The organism is Paenibacillus lentus (assembly GCF_042714055.1).
GTDB classification, from domain to species: Bacteria; Bacillota; Bacilli; order Paenibacillales; family Paenibacillaceae; genus Fontibacillus; species Fontibacillus lentus_A.
This window is the reverse complement of sequence record NZ_JBHGVC010000004.1, coordinates 216,213-234,565: the sequence shown is the minus strand read 5'-3', so window position 1 is coordinate 234,565 and position 18,353 is coordinate 216,213. Positions and strand designations below refer to the sequence as shown.

Below are 18,353 nucleotides of genomic sequence, written 5' to 3'. Positions count from 1 at the left end.
GCTAGAATGCGGCTTTCGTCCGCCCGGGTGGGCCGATTTGGCTGATGAGAATTCTGTTGAAAGATGCTTAGACATGACTAACCTCTCTGTCCGTCATCGAGCTGCTCGAATCTTCCGCCTTCTCCGCTGACCCGGATTGATAGATGCTGCGGACAATCTCGTCGGTGTTCGTCTCGATGATTTTGATATCCGTAATGTCGGCTTGCCCCACAACCCGGCCGAGTACGTCAGAAACGTTAAGCTCCAGCGGAATCCAGACCTTGGCGTTGAGATCGTTCTCGGCCGACCATTCTACAGCCAGGCCCGCAGTCCAGTGCCGCAGCGTCTCCAGCTTCGTTGCTCTTCCGAAATGGAACAACACCTCACGCCCCGTTCCCCAGCGCTGCTTCAGCTCCTCCAGCCCGCCATCATAGATGATCCGCCCATCATCGAGCATAATAACGCGGGAACAGAGGGCCTCGATGTCCTGCAAGTCATGCGTCGTCAACAGGATCGTCGTTCCGTGCTCGCGGTTCATATCCTTCAGGAAGTCGCGAATTTCTGATTTCACCACGATGTCGAGTCCAATCGTCGGTTCATCGAGAAACAGGATCGACGGGTTATGCAGCAGCGCAGCAACCAGCTCGCAGCGCATGCGCTGCCCCAGGCTGAGCTTGCGTACCGGGCGGTTCAGCAATTCCTGAAGCTTCAGCCGTTCCACGAGCTCATCCAGCCGCTTCTTAAAGTCCTGCTCGGATACCCGGTAGACCTTTCTCAGCAGCTGGAATGATTCGATCACGCCGATATCCCACCACAGCTGGCTGCGCTGTCCGAACACAACGCCGATGTTCTGGACGAAGCGCTCCCGCTCCTCATAAGGAACGTAGCCGCCGACCCTGAGATTGCCGGAGGTCGGCACCAGTATGCCGGTCAGCATCTTGATGGTCGTTGATTTACCCGCGCCATTTTCCCCGATGTAGCCGCAGATTTCTCCCTGGGGAATGGCGAACGTAATGTCTTTAACGGCAATGACCTCCTGATACTGCCGCTTGAACAAATCCGCGAAGGCTCCCTTGAGGCCTTCACGATTCTTTTGTATTTTGAAAGCTTTGCGCAAATCCTGCACTTCTATTGCGTTCATATTTACCTACCTCACTAACTATGACTTGATGTCTCGTTCCAAGCTCCTATTATAAATTACAACTTCTTAAACCTCTACACAAGATGGTCAACTCTGAGTAAAGCAGACGGCAAACACGTGAAAGGGGGAGCATTTTTGTGTATCTCTCTGCTAGAAAGAAAAATAAAAAACGCCTGAACGGCGTCTTTATTACTCGATTCTGCTCAACCCTTCGCAATAGGGATCATGATCGTAAATTCCGGGTGCTCGCTATAAGGATCCTGACGACTGGAATATATTTCGAAATGCGTCAGCTCCTCGCCCTCCTGCGGGAGCGCCTTTAACCCTTGCTGCTCGATCCAGGCATAGATATTACTGTAGGACTGGTCGATCTTCTGCTCTGCTTGGTGTTCGTATTTCGCATATTTCATCGCTGGAACGTGAACCGTAACCATACCGTCCGGGACATGATCTTTATTGGGGCCGGACACTTCGAATACCGCATAATGCACAAAACCGTTTCCATCCGGATATGCATGGTAAGACAGGCCATAGAAATTGCTGGAGTCGACAATGCCGTGGATTTCCTCACAACGTTGGCGCAGCTCCTGGTGTATTGCACGTATACCTCCTGCTCCCGCCTCGGCAAATGTTCCCTCCCAACGCAGCCCCACTGCATAAAAAGCCTGTTTTGTAACGATTACTGTCTCATTCACCTGCTCCATTACACACCTCTCCCATATCAAAAATATCACTTATCCTCAAATACTATTTTACTATATCACTCTTACAATATCTGTAATTACTTTTTAAGGCTTGAATCGTTTCTGTGATACCTCTCTCAAATGAAGTGCTCGGGATGGGGCCTATCAAACGTTCATACTTTTTACCGCTCAAGATAACCGGCTCCTTGGTCAAATACAGCATCTCTACTAAAAAATAAAAAACATAATGCCGACTGCTTGCTGCAGTCGGCATTATGCTTGAAATGCTATCTCCCTTACTCCGCTAATGGCTCGTTATCCGAGAATAAATCCGGATTTTTCAGCAGCATGTCCGTAAGGATTTCCGTCGTCTTCACCGTATCGCACACCAAAACCTCAGCATCGCCTAGACGTGCGCGATAAAGCGCTCCCTGTTCTTCAAGTACGTGTTCAACCTTCCAGAAGTGCTCCGACCAAGACAGGCCGCAGTGGCGGCGGGATGGAACCAATACCTCTCTGCCGTCGGGGAGCACCGTGTACAGCTGCTCATGCCCATCCGTCATTCTCCCCGGAATATCGACCCATTCCTCGATTCCGTGAATAAACGTATTTCTGCGCAGGTCAACGCCCACGAGCAGAATGGTCGCCTTTCGATCCAGCAGGCGGCCCCAAGCCGATTCCCGGTGGCATGGCGTATCCCAGCGCTCGTCGCCAGCCGTAAACTCAGCCGCATCCTTCCCAAGAGCTGCTACGGAATGCGTTGGGTGCAAAGAGCGGATAACGCCTGGACGTTTACGGAACAATTCAGGCAGAATACCGACACATACCTTGGATGACTCGACATAAAACTTCGGATTATCCGCATTAATATAAGACCAAGTATGCGTAGGCAAAACTAACAGCCCGTCTTTCATATATTCCGAAAGGGCATCCAGAACCGTGTCAGCTCCTCCCTCTACTTCACCGATACTCTTCATAGATGAATGCATCAGCACGGTTCCATGCCGGTTAATGCCAGCGCTTTCAAGCTGATCCATCAAACTTTTCTTCGTGTGCATGACAAACCTCCAACTGTTGTTAATTGAATGATCCATCATCATTATACCTGTCCTGCCTATAACAACAAGCCTTGTTTGGGCAAGTCAACGAGGAAAAGTCGTACAATATGTAGAACTACTGTGTATGAAATCATTTGATAGAAGCCGAGGGTAAAGACAATATGAATAACGAACTTAGTGACATTATCGAATTAAAACAAGCTCAGGAAATTTTGGATAAAACGCAGCAGGGCATTTTTCCAACATTCGCATACTCAATTCTAAGCCAATATTTACCTGGGCAAATCTACTTCGATTCTACAAAGAAGAGCGCCTTAATCGGCACTCGTTCCGGGGTTTTCGTCACCGCTGGTGACGAGCGAAGCAAGGAATTCCAAGATCTTCTGCTGGACGTGTACACACGCCGGAAACATGAAGGGCAGCGATTCACTTTATTCTCACCTTCTGAGCAGTGGAGGCAGGCCATAGGCTCGTTGTTCGGAGGCGAGCTAAGGCAGTTGCACAGATACTCCTTTCATTTCAATAACAGCAAGTATAATGCAAATACCAACACCGGCGTCCTGCAGAAAAAAGAAGCGAACGAACCGTTTCATGCCGGCAAAATCACGGCCGAGTCCGTAACCCAAAGCCTGGAGTTCAATGAGTCTTACATTCTTGAGTATTGGGGATCGATATCCCGCTTTCTTCAGCATGGTTTCGGGTATTGCTTGCTGCATCGTGATAAGATTGCCAGTGAATGTATATCGATATTTGCTTCGCCAAATTATGCCGAAATAGATATCGCCACTCATCCCGATTATCGAGGAATGGGGCTCGCTCACCGTGCAGGGGAACTGTTTATAGAACATTGCCTGGAGCATGGCCTGATCCCGAAGTGGGACTGTGATATTGATAATATCGCCTCGATCAAGCTGGCGGAAAGGCTTGGGTTCGACAAGCCCCAACCCTATTCCGTTTTCGCCAAAAGGTAGGTACTGTCGGTAGAAACGAAGCCCCCAGCCTAGGGGGCTGCCTTATACTGGCTAAACACATACGTCTCGCCCTGCCTAGGCCCATCAAAGCAAACCGTGACACCCATCCTTCATCCTATCGGTACAGCAAAATTTCATCCAGCTTTAATATGCCTACCAAACCGTTATCCGATAGTCCAATCCCTACGAAATAGCTCGAATCAATTCCTCCGATATGCTTAGGAGGTGCTTGTATATCCTTGAATTTGGCCACTTTATTCACCCGATCTACGATAATCCCTACAGTTCCCTCTTGATGATGAACTACAATAATTCGGGTCGCTCTGGAATGAGCCCTCTCTTCAAGACCAAAAAACCTTCGCAAATTGATGACGGGTATAATCGTACCCCTTAGATTAATGACTCCTTCTACATAAAATGTAACATTAGGAATATGGGTAATATCCTGAAGCCGAATAATCTCATAGATGTCCTGGATATGAATGGCATACGGTTCTTCCTCAATAGCAAATTCAATGTATTGTTGCTGCGCCATGGTCTGCCCGCCCCTCCTCATTCGATTTTGAAGATGGTTACTAAGCCATTCAATTCCTCCGCCAGCTGCGCCATCGATTGTGCTGTAGAGGCTGTCTCGCCGCTGCTTGCCGCTACTTCTTCGGTTGCCGCAGAAATGCTCTCAATAGCCTCTAGAACCTCTGCGGATTGGGCCGCCTGCTCCTCGCTAGCTGCTGCTATTTCCGTCACTTTATAAGCCGTCTCATTGACCATGGATAAAATATGTTCAAACGCTTCCCCGGTTCTCTGCGAGGATATCACGCCTTCATCTACCACTTTTACGCTATGCTGCGTATTCTCCTGCATTCCTTTAATGATAGTAGTGATTTGCTTCGTTGCCTCGCTGCTGCGTTCCGCCAGCTTCCTTACCTCATCCGCTACAACCGCAAATCCCCTTCCCTGGTCTCCGGCACGCGCCGCCTCAATCGCTGCATTTAGAGCCAGCAAATTCGTCTGCTCGGCAATCTCATCGATGACCTCAATAATCTCGCCGATTTTATGCGAATCATTCGCAAGCTGCACCATTTGCTCATTCACGCGATTCATTCCATCAATCGAGTTCTGGACAACCTTTCCCCCATCCTGCGCGATGCTCATCGTCTTCTCAGACAGCTCAGATGCTTGCTCTGCGCCTTGGGCCACAGAATTAATCGCTGCGGACAGCTCACGAAACAGCTCGTTCATCGTCTGAGCTGCACTGGCCTGGCTCATACTGCCGCTCGCAATTTCTTCGGTACTTGCCGAAATCTGCTGAGAGGCCGCGGAGACTGTCTCGGACGAGGCGAGAATCCCGCCCACGGTTTGTCTCAGATTCACGACCATATCATTGACCGAGCTGGCCAATTGCCCGATTTCATCCTTCGTATCCATATCCGAAGTTTCGCTTAAATCCCCTTCGGCTACTTTGCCTAGCAGCTGCACAACTTTATTCAGAGGCTTGGCGATAATTTGAGAAATAAGGAGCCCCAGACCGATGCTGATCATAACTGAAGCCACAATCACTGCAATCGTAATGTAGCGTGAAGTCTCATACAGCTTGTCTCCGCTCTCCTTTGCTTCCTCGGCCTGAGCCAGGTTAATCTCAATCAACCCGTCCATAACGGCTTTTAACTGATCGGTAGCCGTTTTAAGAGGGCCCGTGCGCAAATAATTCGTATAGTCCTGTGTGCTGATATCGGTTTGATTTACCTCCAGCACCTCTTCGATCCCCTCAGTGTAATTTTGCCATGCTTCAGGAAGCTCCTTCAGCTTTTCCAGTTCCGCTGGCGTCGAGGCCATGCTGGAGTATTTATCAAGCAACACATCGAGCTTATCGGTATTATCGCGAATTCGAGCCTCATACTCCTTAACTTCTTCCTTCGAGTCTGCCATCGCATTAATATCCCGAATCTCGATTCTATTAAAATTAAATAAGTCGGTAGCCTCCGAAAGATAAAGAATCGGCGTGAGTCGATGATCATACATATCCTCAATCGATTCATTCAATTTCCCGAGATTGCTGATGCCATAAAACCCGACTCCGCATAGTATGGCCGAAACAATCATAAAAGCGACGATTAATTTTACTGCTGTCTTCATATTTTTGAACCACTTCACGCTAACACACCCCATTTTTCTCCATGATGTATTACAAAGCCCCACAACATAGCCTTATTGCTGTCCTACCCACTATCCACGCAGGCTTCAGCCTCCAGATAAGCTTCTTCAATTTGATTGACATCTCATAACTAGAATCATCATAAGCTATCGCCTTATTCCAGTAACCGAAAAAAATTGGCGCACCTCCGCAAATATATTGCGGCATCCTGCAAACAAAAAAATAGCACGGTGCCTCCCCTGCACGGTGCTATTTCGCGTAAAATTTTAAATTAAGATAACTGAAAATCCGAGTCATTCAATAAGCCGATCTGCTTCGCTTTTAGAGCTGCTTCTATCCTGGACTTCACGTTAAGCTTTTGAAATAAGCTCGTCAGGTTATATTCCAACGAACGCTGGCTCATATGAACGATCTTTGCAATCTCCTTGTTGCTCTTTCCTTTGGCAATTTCTTTTAAAATGTGATATTCCCTGTTGCTAATTGAAGGAGATCCATGATCTTCACCCCTGGCTTCCCCGGTCTGTTCAACTCTTCTCAACTGCTTGACCAAGGAGAAAGGAAGAATGACCTGCCCCCTTAAGGCGCAGCGGACGGACATTACGAGCTGCTCTCGGGTTGTTGTTTTTGGGATAAATCCGAATATTCCCGTTTCGATCATTAAATTGAAATGGTTATTAAACTCAAACCCCGTGTAAATTAAAATTATGGCATCGACATGCATTTCAAGTACTTGCTTGGCCAGATCCATCCCGTTAACATCCCCGATATGAAGGTCGAATAGCATTACGTCAAAGGATTGCGCGCTTACCATCTGCAGTACTTCTTCGGCGGAATTAGCCAAAATGACCTTCATATCCCCTTCCTGCTCAAGCATCATCCTTGTTCCTTCCATTACGGTAGGATGATCGTCTACTAACAATATACGAATCATATACATGCCCCTAAATCAATTAATGTTAATTCTAAAAAATATCAGCTGCAGCCGGGGATGGATATATAGATCGACAGCCCCTCATTTCTCGAGGACAGAAATTGGATTGTCCCGTCCATGCTTCGTACCCGCTCCTTCATGCCATAGATGCCCATGCTTGTGTACGAGTCTTCCATTTTTGCCAGATCCATGCCAATCCCATTATCCTTATACTCTAATCGAGTACGTTCCCCGCCGCTAGACAATAAAATACGTACTTCGGTCGCAGAAGAATGCTTCGTCGCATTTGCCAAGAGCTCTTGGACAATACGATATACCCCGATTAGAATATCATTATTCAATTTATGGTGGAAGTGCTCGGAGTCAAAGTGTATACGATAATTGGCTCGCATCTGCGTAATCTCGAACAGCGCCTCAAGTGAAGGCACCAGCCCGTCCCGGATTAACAGCGGAGGCCTCAGCTCATTACAGGTGACGCGCAGCTGATATATGACATCCAGGAGCCCCTCGCTGATTTGCTCCAGCTGCTCTCGAACCTCTCCCGTAACGGATGTGTCCGATAAGAGCAGCTCCAACTTGCGGAACCAGATAATTTGCTCCTGAAGTGCCGAATCGTGCAGATCCTGCGCAAGCCGTTTCCGTTCCTTCTCCGATAAGTTAAACATGAACCGCAGCAGCCATGTAGGCGTAACTTGTCCGGAAACAACCTGCTCCAGTTCCTCCGTCAAATCCTCAATCAGTAGAAAGTTGTCGAATAGAACACTGACATAACGGGTGATCGTCTTCAGCCACACTCGTATCGCTGTAATTCGCAAAGCCGGGGGCTTGCCAGGAATATGGAGCAAATAACTCTTTCCGCGTACCTCTCCGATTTTCAGGGAAAAGCCGCTGTCGTTTTCAATGATTTCGCACAGTTTATCATGGTTATATTCAGCCTCCATGATGGTTGCGTTCGGGATCCATAAAATATTTCGAACTTCCGCTAATAAACGCTGCTTCATGTGACTCGTCTTCATCATGCCGAACAGATCATGGGAGAATTGATCCAGGCTTGTCTGCAAGCGGTAATACCGCTCCTCGCTCTCACGAATGACTTGCTCCGTCCTTCTTCGTTCTTCATCGGCCTTTTTCCTATCCCTGATATCGCGAAACATGGATATCCCCGCATGCTTCCCCTTATATAAAATCGTACTGGTTACCACCTCAACATCAATCCATTCACCGTCCGAACGAATCAGCTTCTCCTCTATAAGAGAGGCGCTTCTTTCCTCCGTATAAATCGTTTCCCCCAGCCGCTCTTTGACCAGCTCCCTGTAATCCGGATGGATATACTTAAATATCGGTTGTCCGACCAGTTCTCCTTGGGAGGATACCCCGAACAATTCCAGGCCTGCCAAGTTGACGTAGATGAACCTGTAATCACTGTGCAGAATGATCGCTTCCGGTGACATTTCAATGAGGCGCCGACTCAGCTCCTCGCTCTCCATCAAGGCTTGCTCCACCTGCTTCTTCTCCGTGATATCCTCGAACATAAGCTGAACGGATGAGGATTGGGAGTCAAATATGGAAAACATAGTCACGACGATGATCTGACCATCGGTGCGAATAATCTCATATTCCGTAGGTGGAGAGTAGCCGTTCAACAAAGTGTTGTCTATTCTCCTCCTAGCATGCTCACGGTAATCCGGATGAATCAAATCCATAATATGAAGATCAATCGCTTGCCCTTTAAACTCCACGCCAAGCATCTTTGCTCCCGCCGGGTTAATGTAAGTGAATTTATGATCCTTATAGACTGCTATGGCTACTGGCGACAGCTCAATCAATCTTTGGTAGCGCGCTTCACTGCCTATAAGGTCGGTAACATCTTTAGCGATCACAAACACGCCTTCGATCCGCTGATTCACATAAATCGGTACGTTCTTCATGTCCCAATGAATCACTCGATCATTCTTATGGCAAGAAGTCACAGAATATTGCGGAGTATGTCCTTTCAGCGTCTGCTCGTAGTAATTCTTTAACCGTTCCGTCTGTTCCGTGCCTAAGAACGCCTTGAGAGAGAAGCTTCCTTTATCTATACTAAGTTCTTCCTCTGTAATCTTCTCCGCCACTGGATTAATCGCCAAGACGTTCCCGTGCAAATCGAGTTCGCACACGACGTCGGAATTATATTCGAACAAAGATTTGTAACGCTGCTCGCTCCTGAGCAGAGCTTCTTCCACAGCTTTTCTATCTGTAATATCCATTACTGCGCCATCCAGCCGAATAACGTTGTTAGCATCATCCAAGCCGGGAATGATCCTGACTTGAATCCAGCGAATTTCCCCGCTTGCATGGATAATCCGGTACTCGCTCAAGTCTGGAAGCCCTTGGTTAACGATAGCTTTTACTTTTTCGAACAAAGGCAGATCCTCTTTATAAATCTGTTCCTGCAAAAAATGTGGCTCTGTCACCTTTTCCAGGGGATAGCCCGTAATTCTAGTAATAGCCTCGGAAGCAAAGGAAATATGATCGGAAACGCAATCATATGACCAGATGGCTACATCAATTTTCTCCAGCACCCTCTCGTACATGGCATACGTTCGTTGATATCGCTCCTGCATTAGCCGCCGATCCGTAATGTCCGCAAGGAATCCATCGATGCGAATCACCATGTTATCCTGATCCCGGACAGGAACGCCGATGCTATGAACCCATTTCATCTCCCCTGTATCCGTATGAATACGATATTCCAGGCTGCTTATTTGCCCGGAATATAAGATGTCCATATGCTCGACGAACATATGGACATCTTCCTTATGAACCATTTCTAGCAAGCGATCAGGCCGAAAGAGGGATGAAGCCTTCTCTTCCAAGCTGCCGATCCACTTCCTTAAGTCATTGCTCACCACGGTTAAAAAACGGGTCTTCTGATCAATAGACCAAGAGATTGCGTTGCCGTATAAACTCATGCTGTAACACCTGCCCCCTTGACTTTCTAATCTCATGCTGATTATAGGGTGTAGCACGTTTTATTTATTTTTTTACCTTAAAATAATTATCGGGACTACACTTTGCTTTCATAATATTTATCTTAAAATTTATGTACGAGCCCGGTCTGGAAGATTATTGAAATGGCTTGCCCTTTTTAATATAATGAAAAGGAAGCAAACAATGTAAGGGCAATGCTTTTCTGGTGGCATCAGAGACAACCCCTCGGTTAATGAGGGGCTGTCTCTTTTTTTAGATCTCAGAAGGTATAAATCGAGCATAAACCTCCTGATATCGCCAGAAAAACTGCCGCTAATCGCGGTCTATCTTCTTAAGAGAGTATGTCGATAAACGTTTTTCTTATAATTAATAAAGGAGTGAGTACGATGACAGATCCACGTTCGAGCCAAAGCCTGATTCTAACCAAAAGCGATTTAAAAGAGCAATTCCGGCGCTGCGGCGTAGCGGAAGGACAAACGATATTCGTGCATACTTCGCTAAGCCAGATTGGATATGTGGTTGGCGGAGCCGAGTCTTTAATCCGCGCTCTGCTTGAAATTGTTGGCGATAGAGGCACATTAATGATGCCGTCCCAGACCTGGAAGAATCTTGATCCCTCTGCAGGTGTTCATTGGGAGGTTCCAACTGACAGCTGGCCTTTAATACGTGAGCATTGGCCGGCTTACGATAAAGAAATTACACCGGCCATTGGCATGGGCGTTGTTGCGGAGATGTTCCGTAAGTGGCCCGGCGCAGCTAGATCCAACCATCCGGCAAGATCCGTGGCTGCCGTAGGCTGGCATGCGGAATATCTTACGAAAGAGCATGATTTAAGCCAGATTTTCGGCAAAGGCTCGCCTGTTGATAAGCTGTATGAGCTTGATGGTCATATCCTGCTCATTGGAGTCGGATATGACAAGAACACCTCGCTGCACTTAGCAGAGACTAGGGCGAGCTTTCCCACGAAGCGGTTTACGGAGGAAAGCAGCGCGATCATGATCGACGGGAAAAGAACATGGGTGACCTACCGCACTCAAGCCGTAGATGACGAGGATTTTATTCCTTTAGGCCAACAATATGATAGAGCTCATAACGTAACAATTCACAAGGTTGGTGCGGCTGAGGTTCGTTTTTTGAGACAGAGACAACTCGTGGACTGGGCTGTACAGTGGATGGAAAAACATCGAAAGAGTCAATAATCTTCTATATTTTCACAAAATGATTGCGCAGATAGTATTCACTTCAATGTGATTGTTGATGGACACAAAATATACATAAATTCTGTGCTAAAGGAGGTGCCGATAGACAGTAACAGCAGCTACTATCACTGCCCTCTCAGTCCTTATTTTGATTTCACCCATAGCATTCATAAAGAGAAATTGATGATTACATTGAAGGAAGAAACAGTAACTTCCCTTCAATTGCAGCCTGGCGATCAGTTTGAGGTTACCTTAGGCAGAATCGGGGACTATGCTTACAATATGATTAGTGATGAAGTGATTATTGTAGAAGTCCAGTAATGGAATCAACAGAAGCTTAAAGGGGCTGATTTCCTGGCTGCATGCCGAGGAATCAGCCGCTTTCTATTAGCTTACCCTAGCAGGAAGCCTACGATTTCTTCATTGATCCGTTCAGGCTGTTCATGATTAATTCCATGCCCCGTATCCGGAATGACCTTATACTGATATTTTCCTTCGTCCAATATTCGGAGGAAGTCCCGCTGCAGATCAATCCGATGTTCCGCCACGAGAAAATAGAGCTGGCTTCCTGCGGCGCCCCCCTCTTCCCGGTTATATTTCTCCACCTTATGAACAAACATCGCCTGCTGATTATGGCTCTTCATAAGAAGTGCCAAATGATCCGCCAACCAAGGGTATTGCGTAAAAATCTCGGAATTGGGCGAGCTGAGCTTTTTTAATATTCGAATTAAATTTTGATGGGTGGGAATGCATATTTCCGGAAACATCATCAACAGCGTCCGTACCATCGTCTTGAATGGATTCGTCACCATCCCGCCTTCCAAACAAACGGTTCTATGTACTCTGTGGCTATTGACCGCCGTGTAGTTGTAAGCCATGTATGCCCCGTTGGATACGCCCGCCAAGTAAACGCGCTCGTATTGAAAATGATCGATGATTTGATGGATCCAGTCCACCTGGTCAAAGCTGCCCCTGACAAAGTGCTCGTTGGGTATGCTTTTGCCCGGGCCGCCAAGGGTGTCCACAGCGATACAATAAAAATGCCGGGACAGCTCTTCTACGTTCAGAACCCACATCACCGCCGAATTATCTCCCACCCCATGGAACAGCAGCAAAGGGGGAAGATCGGGACGCCCCGAAGTAATGCAATGGGTTAGCCCGTACTTCGTGGGGATATGATGTTCCTGGAAATCTACAGGCCACATGTCTAATATGCGTTGGTAGGATTGAAGCACCTGCTGTTCGGCCCGCTTATTTTTATATACTTTAACCATCCTACTACCTCCAGCTTCATTATTATCCTTATAACCTGATATTCGCCTAGAAAAAAGAAATCGCCTCCCATCTGCTTAACACTTCGATGAAGGGCGATTCCGTCAATCATAATCTTGCCGTCACATGGCTGTCTTGCATACTTGGATAAAAAACTACCATAACTGCGGCTTAGCAACCATGAGCCATAGCATAACGAGCAGGAGCAGCAAATAAACCCATACCGAGCGGAGCAGCTTCCTGACCAGGTTCTCCTTGTCCGCATCAGGCTCCCCGAATTTGCGCAGCTTTGGCGTAAAGGCGCGGGCCATAAAATAGAGCGAGCCTGTCAATATAATATAGGTCGCTATAAGCCACGACTCCGTCCAAGACCATGACGCAACCACAATCAGAAGAATTCCCGAGACAACCAATACATGGCCCATATGCTTAACCAGCCGGATCGCCGACCTGAACGTATTCAAATAGGCCTGTCGCGCTTCGGGCCCTGCCGTCCGTAGGCGGGGAACCAACGGTATCAGGATAAAAAACGGGCCGATCGACGTGATCGCGCTGAGAATGTGAATATACAATAGCAGAGTGCGCAGCGTTTCCACATTCACCTATTTCCGCACAGGGTTGAATTCGTGAACCCAAACGCGCATGGTCGGTACCCAGCGCATGCCGGGATGAATCGATAGGATCGATTGCTTGTACTCCTCAAGACTCGCGTAGCCTTCCTGCATAGCCTGTTCTTCCGTCAGGTCGCCGAGGGTCTGGGAATACACCTGCTCTACTACAAAATCCCGCCCCTTCAACGTCATGACTTCCCCCACATCGGCGTAACGGCCGTTGCGGCGGGTCGCCGTCTTCTGACCTGCCAATACCTTCTCCACATCGGCTGGCATAGTTACTAATCGCTCAATCGAACAGGTCTTAGGCGGCAATGCCTCGTGTTCTGCATGGTTTTGCATATAGTTACCCTCCTCGTCAATTCTTTAATTTAACTTTATCACAATTGTGATTAGTGTCCATAACCTTCCGGGGACGTCGCGCCCCTACCGCCCTGCTTTTATCGGCTTCATATAATCCTCCAGCTTGGAGCTTTTAACGTAGATATCCGGACGGATGTGGGAGTACATAATATTGTTCTGCCTTACGTTCCAATAGTGATTTACCGCGATCACCATAATCTTATTCGCTTTGTCCTCAAATACGCGTTGCCCGACTCCTTTGCCGTATGTGTCCTGGCCTATAATCGTCACATTAGGCAAGTAGGTGCTAAGGCCCAAAGTTAATAACTCGGAGGCGCTCGCTGTATTTCCATCCACTAGAACATATATTTTTTTGAAGGCAATATAATCCGCATCTGAGTAGTAGTTGTCCGCATAACCGTCCCGCTCGATCAGCATGCTTGTCACGCATTCCGGCAGCAGCGCATCCAAAATGTAATTAGCGCTGTCCATATTCCCGCCTGTATTCCCCCGCAGGTCAATGACTAGCGTCTTGGTTTCAGAATTCGCAATTAGATCGAGATATTCAACGAACCTGTCATCGGTATTATGGTTAAATTCGTAGATGCGGAAGTAAGCGATCGTCCCCTGGTCTTCATAGAGCACATCTTGATCTGGACGCTCAGTGAACTGATCGTATTCCTCCCCATAAATGACAGAGGTGAATACATCCCTTTGATGCATCGCACGATCGAGAACCTCAGCTATTTCCGCCGTCGTCAACTCCTCCTGATCCAGCTTGGACAAAATCGTATCTAAATCAGGAATACTCCCTATGTATAAATAATTGTCCTTGAAAAAATGCTTAATCCGCTCACCGAGCGGCTTCCTGCTGTCCCTTAATGCATCCTGAATATGTAAGGCCATCGGATTGCCGGAGTATAACTCCAAGCTCTTCTCGCAATACTCCTCCGCCCGATCGTATTCTTCCAGCATAAGATAGGAATACGCCATCGTCGCGTAGGCCTCGTCATCTTGCGGATCCAACTCAATCACTCGCTCCATAGCCTGGATGGCTTCCGTGTAATGGTCTAGATCAAAATGGCATTGCCCCGTAAACCATGGAATGAGGGAAGAGGAGAACTCTTGCTTCCCGGCTTCCTCGCCAAAAGCGATGCACTGATAATTTCTGCGGCCATTGTACAGCGCCCTCAGCTTGCTGATGCTGCCCTCTTCATGCTGAGGCTGGAGCTGAACCGCCTGATCATAATACTTCGCCGCTTGGACGTACATCGATCGTTCCATATGAACGTCTCCCATGGCTATATGTATATCTGCATTGGACTTATCCTTCTGAACGGCGGCGTCATAGCTGTTCTTCACCCGTTCAAAATCTCCCAGCGCGTTATAAGTCTCCATCATCTGCACATAAACTTCGGTATGGTCGGGAAACTTTTCAGTCATGCCCCTATAGTGATGTTTTATAAGATCTATATCGCCTGTGTCTTCAAGTACAGCGGCTTTAATGCGGTAGGTCTCATAATTATCCGGTTTCTGCCGGATGAGATCATCGGCCAGCCTGCTCGCATCCTCATACCGATCAAGTTCGAGCAGGGTGTATATTTTCGCTTCAAACCCATCCATATCTGACTCATCCATACCCAAATAAATATCGAATTGCTCCAGCGCTTCTTCATATCGCTCTAAATCAAAAAGCGTTCTGCCCTTGCCATAATAAGCATATTTCTCATTGCCAATTGCTAGAGCCTGATCGTAGCTCTCCAGCGCCGCTTCATATTCATACAAACCGTACAGGGCATTTCCTTTATTCACATACTCCCAATCCTGATTGGGCACAATGAGGAGCGACTTCTCGATGTATTCCAAGCCTCTCTCATAATCCTCCAGCTCGTTGTAAGCCCAGCCTAGATTGTTAAACGGAGCCCCCATATACTGATCCAATTTCATTTCGCTTTCCAAATCAACGAGAGCCGGTTCCATTTTATAAGCATATTCAATCGCCTTTTCCAAATATTTGATCGCCTCTTCATATTCCCCCTTGTCCACTAAGCTATACCCTGTTGCATTATTTCTTACCATTTTCCCCCAATCCTCAGAGCCTCTGTAAGCGGTCCACTGAGTACAAGCACTCAGCATCCCCAGCATGCAAATGCCTACCATCAAGCAACAAATCCGAATGACACTTCTCTTCTTCAAACTGTTCCCCCACTCTTCGCAGCAATTTATCTCTTTCGTTAAGTTATCTATATCTTATCATGGAGCATTCAGGGGAGGAATGACTTTCAAGTGAAATAATGGCAGAACCATGGTTTGCTGGCTTGCATTTGCCCTCCGCAATAATATCCTTATAATGGAAGAAGAGACAACTGACTGATTGATAGATTAGGCGGGGAAAAAATGACTGAGATTTACGGTGTCCAGCTAGAACCAAACTTAACCTCGCTCCCTATTTGGAGCCTGATCGATGTACTTCCTATCGAGAGGCAGGAGCGAATCCACAGATTTATGCGCAAAGAAGACGCGCTAAGAACTTTAACAGCCGATATTCTATCCAGGCTCCTTATCTGCAGCAGGCTGAACATGAAGAACAGAGATATACGGCTGATTCAAAATGCTTACGGCAAGCCGCTGTTGGAGGGAGAATCCGGTCTGCACTTCAACAACTCCCACTCCGGGGAATGGGTCGTTTGCGCCATAGACGATTCACCTGTCGGGATCGATGTGGAAAAGGTCGCAGATATTGACTTCAGCCTCGCCAAGCGTTTTTTCTCCGAACAGGAGTGCTTTGATCTTTATATGCGTCAGGGTGGTGCCAGATTAAGATATTTCTTCGATTTATGGACGCTTAAAGAGAGCTACATCAAAGCGGCGGGCATGGGGCTCTCCTTGCCGCTGGACTCCTTCTCCATCCGTGTCGGACAGGAGCGGATCGAGCTAAACACTCGAAATGATTTCAAGAATTGTTCGTTCAAGCAGTATGACATCGATTCCTCGTACAAAATGTCTGTTTGTGCGCAGCATGACCGATTTCCTGATGATGTCCGCATGCTGGGCCTGGATGAGCTGTATGAACAGTTTTTGGTTTATGTATAGCCTCCAGAGTATACACTTGCGCCTTGGGAACTGCATCGCGCGCAAGATTCTTGTTTTTCATAACTTCTCAGTAATAAGTTTGAACGTTCAAGCTACCGCTCTTCTTGATGTAAAAGGAGTATTCCCCGCTCGGGGAATACTCCAATTTCCTTTCAACACTTTACCGTTCAGCTTTAACCTTTGACCGCCGATCACTTCAGGTTTTATACCCTAAGCCCATCTTCGATTCTTCACGGCTCTGCAAAATACAGGAAAAATCAGAGAGAGCGCCAGCGCGGCAACCGTGAGTAAAATACCCGCCATATCTAAAGTCATCAACATATATACGAGATAAAGAATCGGCGTAAATAGGATAAGACCTGGGATGGCGAATAGCACGGACACCCATGTCCAATCTCCCTGCTCCATTCGAAAGGAAAGATTCAAGCCGATCAAGCTGAATAGAAGCGGCCAGGTAAATAAATAGCTTCCACCCGGTAAAGAGAACGTCGACATCACACAAAACAAAAGCCACAACAGCAATGTTCCCAGCCAAAGGTTCTCTGCGCGAATATATCGCGAAATCAAGCGAACCAACAGCAGGTTCAACACAACCGTAAGGATCAGCAGGCCGATAAAGTAGTAAATGCTTATGCCCGGATCAGTGACCGTCGATTCGTATTGATCTACCGGCATATTAGAGCGCACCAGGCTCCACCCAAGTGTAATTACTCCGCCTACTGCCACCAAGCTGAGCAGAGTAATCATAAAGCCTCCAATAAGCCCTTTAAAGCTAATCCTTCTGTGGTATATCCCATGCCAGAGCGTTCCGGCAAATAATATTCCTACGAATACCATGAACCAGATTCCCCAGGATTCAGGGTAGCTGACCATCTTCCAGCCAAACACGTTAAAGTACACCCGGTTCTCCTGTTTCACATGCGGCTGACCCAAATCCAAATCTCCAAAATGGCGGGTCAAGCTCAGCATATATTCCCCATGGTGCTGCAAGCTGGCCGGGTCTAAATTTTCCGGAGTGTCGAGTACAGTGTGGTACGCATTCAATCCCATGCCAAAGGCAAAATTCAGCCCAGCTAATCCCCCGGCCCGGAACATCGTCAAATCTGTATCATTCGGCATAAGTTTATAAACGTTATATATGAGCGAATAAGCGATCGGTTGGGGAGCGGCCTTCATGAATTCCTTAACGATCCATCCGTTCTGCTCGCTGGTCTCGAACATAAATGACGGGCCTTTATTTCCACGGGCTTCAAAGTTGAGCACAAGTCCAATTTCTTTAGCCCATGGATGCTCATTCATAAATTCCCGCGCGCCGAGCAGCCCGATTTCTTCGCCGTCCGTCATGAGCACGATCAGGTCATTCTTAAGCGCCCCGGATACCTGCAGGGCCCTCAGCGTCTCCAGCATGGCTGCAATCGCTGCCCCATCATCCGCGGCTCCCGGCGCAGCCGGAACAGAATCATAGTGTGCCGCAAGCATCAGGGCTTTACTATGATCGGTGCCTGGAAGCCGTACCATTATATTCTCAAGTGTCCTCGATTCGCCGCGCCGATCCAAGGCCACCGTCTCCTGAATTTCGGGACTGAGCCCAAGCGCCTTCAGTTCGGCCATAAGATAATCCCTGACCTCGTCATGGGCAGGCGTGCCTACGGGATGAGGCTCCTTCGCAATGACCTTCAGCTTCTCCATCGCGCGCGCAGCGGAGAAATCCTCAGATGGCGCATCCGGCCCAGCCGCCGGTGGTGCTTGGATCTGCAGCATGCCGATGAGGATGGCACCTAGTATAACTATTGGAATTCCGATCCCCTTTACCCACTTAGCAAGTTTTGAGCCTGTTGGCTGCCTTGTCATAATGGATGGAGATGAATAATATGAAGCCACAATACCCCTCCTGATTTTTCAACTTGAGGAAAATTCTTATTCCTTCTCATCATAATCGTGAAAAATCAAC

The 18,353-nt window shown here is 47.6% G+C and carries 16 protein-coding genes; 4 read left to right on the top strand and 12 right to left on the bottom strand.

What is annotated here, in order from left to right; translation table 11 throughout:
• Window positions 1-67: 67 nt before the first annotated feature.
• The 3 genes from ACE3MQ_RS10985 to ACE3MQ_RS10975 form a co-directional block, all read right to left on the bottom strand.
• Window positions 68-1,120, bottom strand: coding sequence for an ABC transporter ATP-binding protein (locus ACE3MQ_RS10985; protein ID WP_379392655.1), 1,053 nt, complete (start codon window positions 1,118-1,120; stop codon window positions 68-70).
• A gap of 203 nt (window positions 1,121-1,323) precedes the next feature.
• Entirely contained in the window at window positions 1,324-1,824 is a 501-nt protein-coding gene (locus ACE3MQ_RS10980) for a GyrI-like domain-containing protein (RefSeq protein WP_379392654.1), read from the bottom strand.
• Between the two features lie 275 nt (window positions 1,825-2,099).
• Window positions 2,100-2,861: an AAC(3) family N-acetyltransferase gene (locus tag ACE3MQ_RS10975; RefSeq protein ID WP_379392653.1), complete on the bottom strand. Its 762-nt coding sequence runs from the start codon at window positions 2,859-2,861 to the stop codon at window positions 2,100-2,102.
• A 161-nt stretch (window positions 2,862-3,022) separates the two neighbouring features.
• Here ACE3MQ_RS10975 and ACE3MQ_RS10970 point away from each other — a divergent pair, with 161 nt between their 5' ends.
• Window positions 3,023-3,832, top strand: a complete 810-nt coding sequence (locus ACE3MQ_RS10970; protein ID WP_379392652.1) for a GNAT family N-acetyltransferase — start codon at window positions 3,023-3,025, stop codon at window positions 3,830-3,832.
• A gap of 115 nt (window positions 3,833-3,947) precedes the next feature.
• Here the strand turns inward: ACE3MQ_RS10970 and ACE3MQ_RS10965 are convergent, their stop codons facing one another.
• The 4 genes from ACE3MQ_RS10965 to ACE3MQ_RS10950 form a co-directional block, all read right to left on the bottom strand.
• Entirely contained in the window at window positions 3,948-4,367 is a 420-nt protein-coding gene (locus ACE3MQ_RS10965) for a chemotaxis protein CheW (RefSeq protein ID WP_379392651.1), read from the bottom strand.
• A gap of 17 nt (window positions 4,368-4,384) precedes the next feature.
• Window positions 4,385-5,983 carry a methyl-accepting chemotaxis protein gene (locus ACE3MQ_RS10960; protein ID WP_379392650.1) on the bottom strand — a complete coding sequence of 533 codons (1,599 nt, stop codon included), beginning with the start codon at window positions 5,981-5,983 and terminating at the stop codon, window positions 4,385-4,387.
• A 272-nt stretch (window positions 5,984-6,255) separates the two neighbouring features.
• Entirely contained in the window at window positions 6,256-6,915 is a 660-nt protein-coding gene (locus ACE3MQ_RS10955) for a response regulator transcription factor (protein WP_379392649.1), read from the bottom strand.
• Between the two features lie 41 nt (window positions 6,916-6,956).
• Window positions 6,957-9,866: a sensor histidine kinase gene (locus ACE3MQ_RS10950; protein WP_379392648.1), complete on the bottom strand. Its 2,910-nt coding sequence runs from the start codon at window positions 9,864-9,866 to the stop codon at window positions 6,957-6,959.
• Window positions 9,867-10,271: 405 nt separating this feature from the next.
• Here ACE3MQ_RS10950 and ACE3MQ_RS10945 point away from each other — a divergent pair, with 405 nt between their 5' ends.
• Both ACE3MQ_RS10945 and ACE3MQ_RS10940 read left to right on the top strand, forming a co-directional pair.
• Window positions 10,272-11,084: an AAC(3) family N-acetyltransferase gene (locus tag ACE3MQ_RS10945; protein WP_379392647.1), complete on the top strand. Its 813-nt coding sequence runs from the start codon at window positions 10,272-10,274 to the stop codon at window positions 11,082-11,084.
• Between the two features lie 183 nt (window positions 11,085-11,267).
• A complete protein-coding gene (locus ACE3MQ_RS10940) occupies window positions 11,268-11,405 on the top strand; it encodes a hypothetical protein (protein ID WP_379392646.1) in 138 nt (45 codons plus the stop codon).
• 71 nt (window positions 11,406-11,476) lie between these two features.
• Here ACE3MQ_RS10940 and ACE3MQ_RS10935 read toward each other — a convergent pair whose 3' ends face one another.
• The 4 genes from ACE3MQ_RS10935 to ACE3MQ_RS10920 form a co-directional block, all read right to left on the bottom strand.
• Window positions 11,477-12,358 carry an alpha/beta fold hydrolase gene (locus ACE3MQ_RS10935; RefSeq protein WP_379392645.1) on the bottom strand — a complete coding sequence of 294 codons (882 nt, stop codon included), beginning with the start codon at window positions 12,356-12,358 and terminating at the stop codon, window positions 11,477-11,479.
• Between the two features lie 153 nt (window positions 12,359-12,511).
• A complete protein-coding gene (locus ACE3MQ_RS10930; RefSeq protein ID WP_379393074.1) occupies window positions 12,512-12,952 on the bottom strand; it encodes a DUF2269 family protein in 441 nt (146 codons plus the stop codon).
• A 6-nt stretch (window positions 12,953-12,958) separates the two neighbouring features.
• Entirely contained in the window at window positions 12,959-13,309 is a 351-nt protein-coding gene (locus ACE3MQ_RS10925; protein WP_379392644.1) for an ASCH domain-containing protein, read from the bottom strand.
• A gap of 84 nt (window positions 13,310-13,393) precedes the next feature.
• On the bottom strand, window positions 13,394-15,505 hold the full coding sequence (locus ACE3MQ_RS10920; protein WP_379392643.1) for a S41 family peptidase: 2,112 nt from the start codon (window positions 15,503-15,505) through the stop codon (window positions 13,394-13,396).
• 201 nt (window positions 15,506-15,706) lie between these two features.
• Between ACE3MQ_RS10920 and ACE3MQ_RS10915 the strand changes: the two genes are divergently transcribed.
• Entirely contained in the window at window positions 15,707-16,402 is a 696-nt protein-coding gene (locus tag ACE3MQ_RS10915; RefSeq protein WP_379392642.1) for a 4'-phosphopantetheinyl transferase family protein, read from the top strand.
• 210 nt (window positions 16,403-16,612) lie between these two features.
• On the opposite strand, the gene ACE3MQ_RS10910 is transcribed toward ACE3MQ_RS10915, so the two are convergent.
• A complete protein-coding gene (locus tag ACE3MQ_RS10910) occupies window positions 16,613-18,283 on the bottom strand; it encodes a M20/M25/M40 family metallo-hydrolase (protein WP_379392641.1) in 1,671 nt (556 codons plus the stop codon).
• Window positions 18,284-18,353 lie beyond the last annotated feature (70 nt).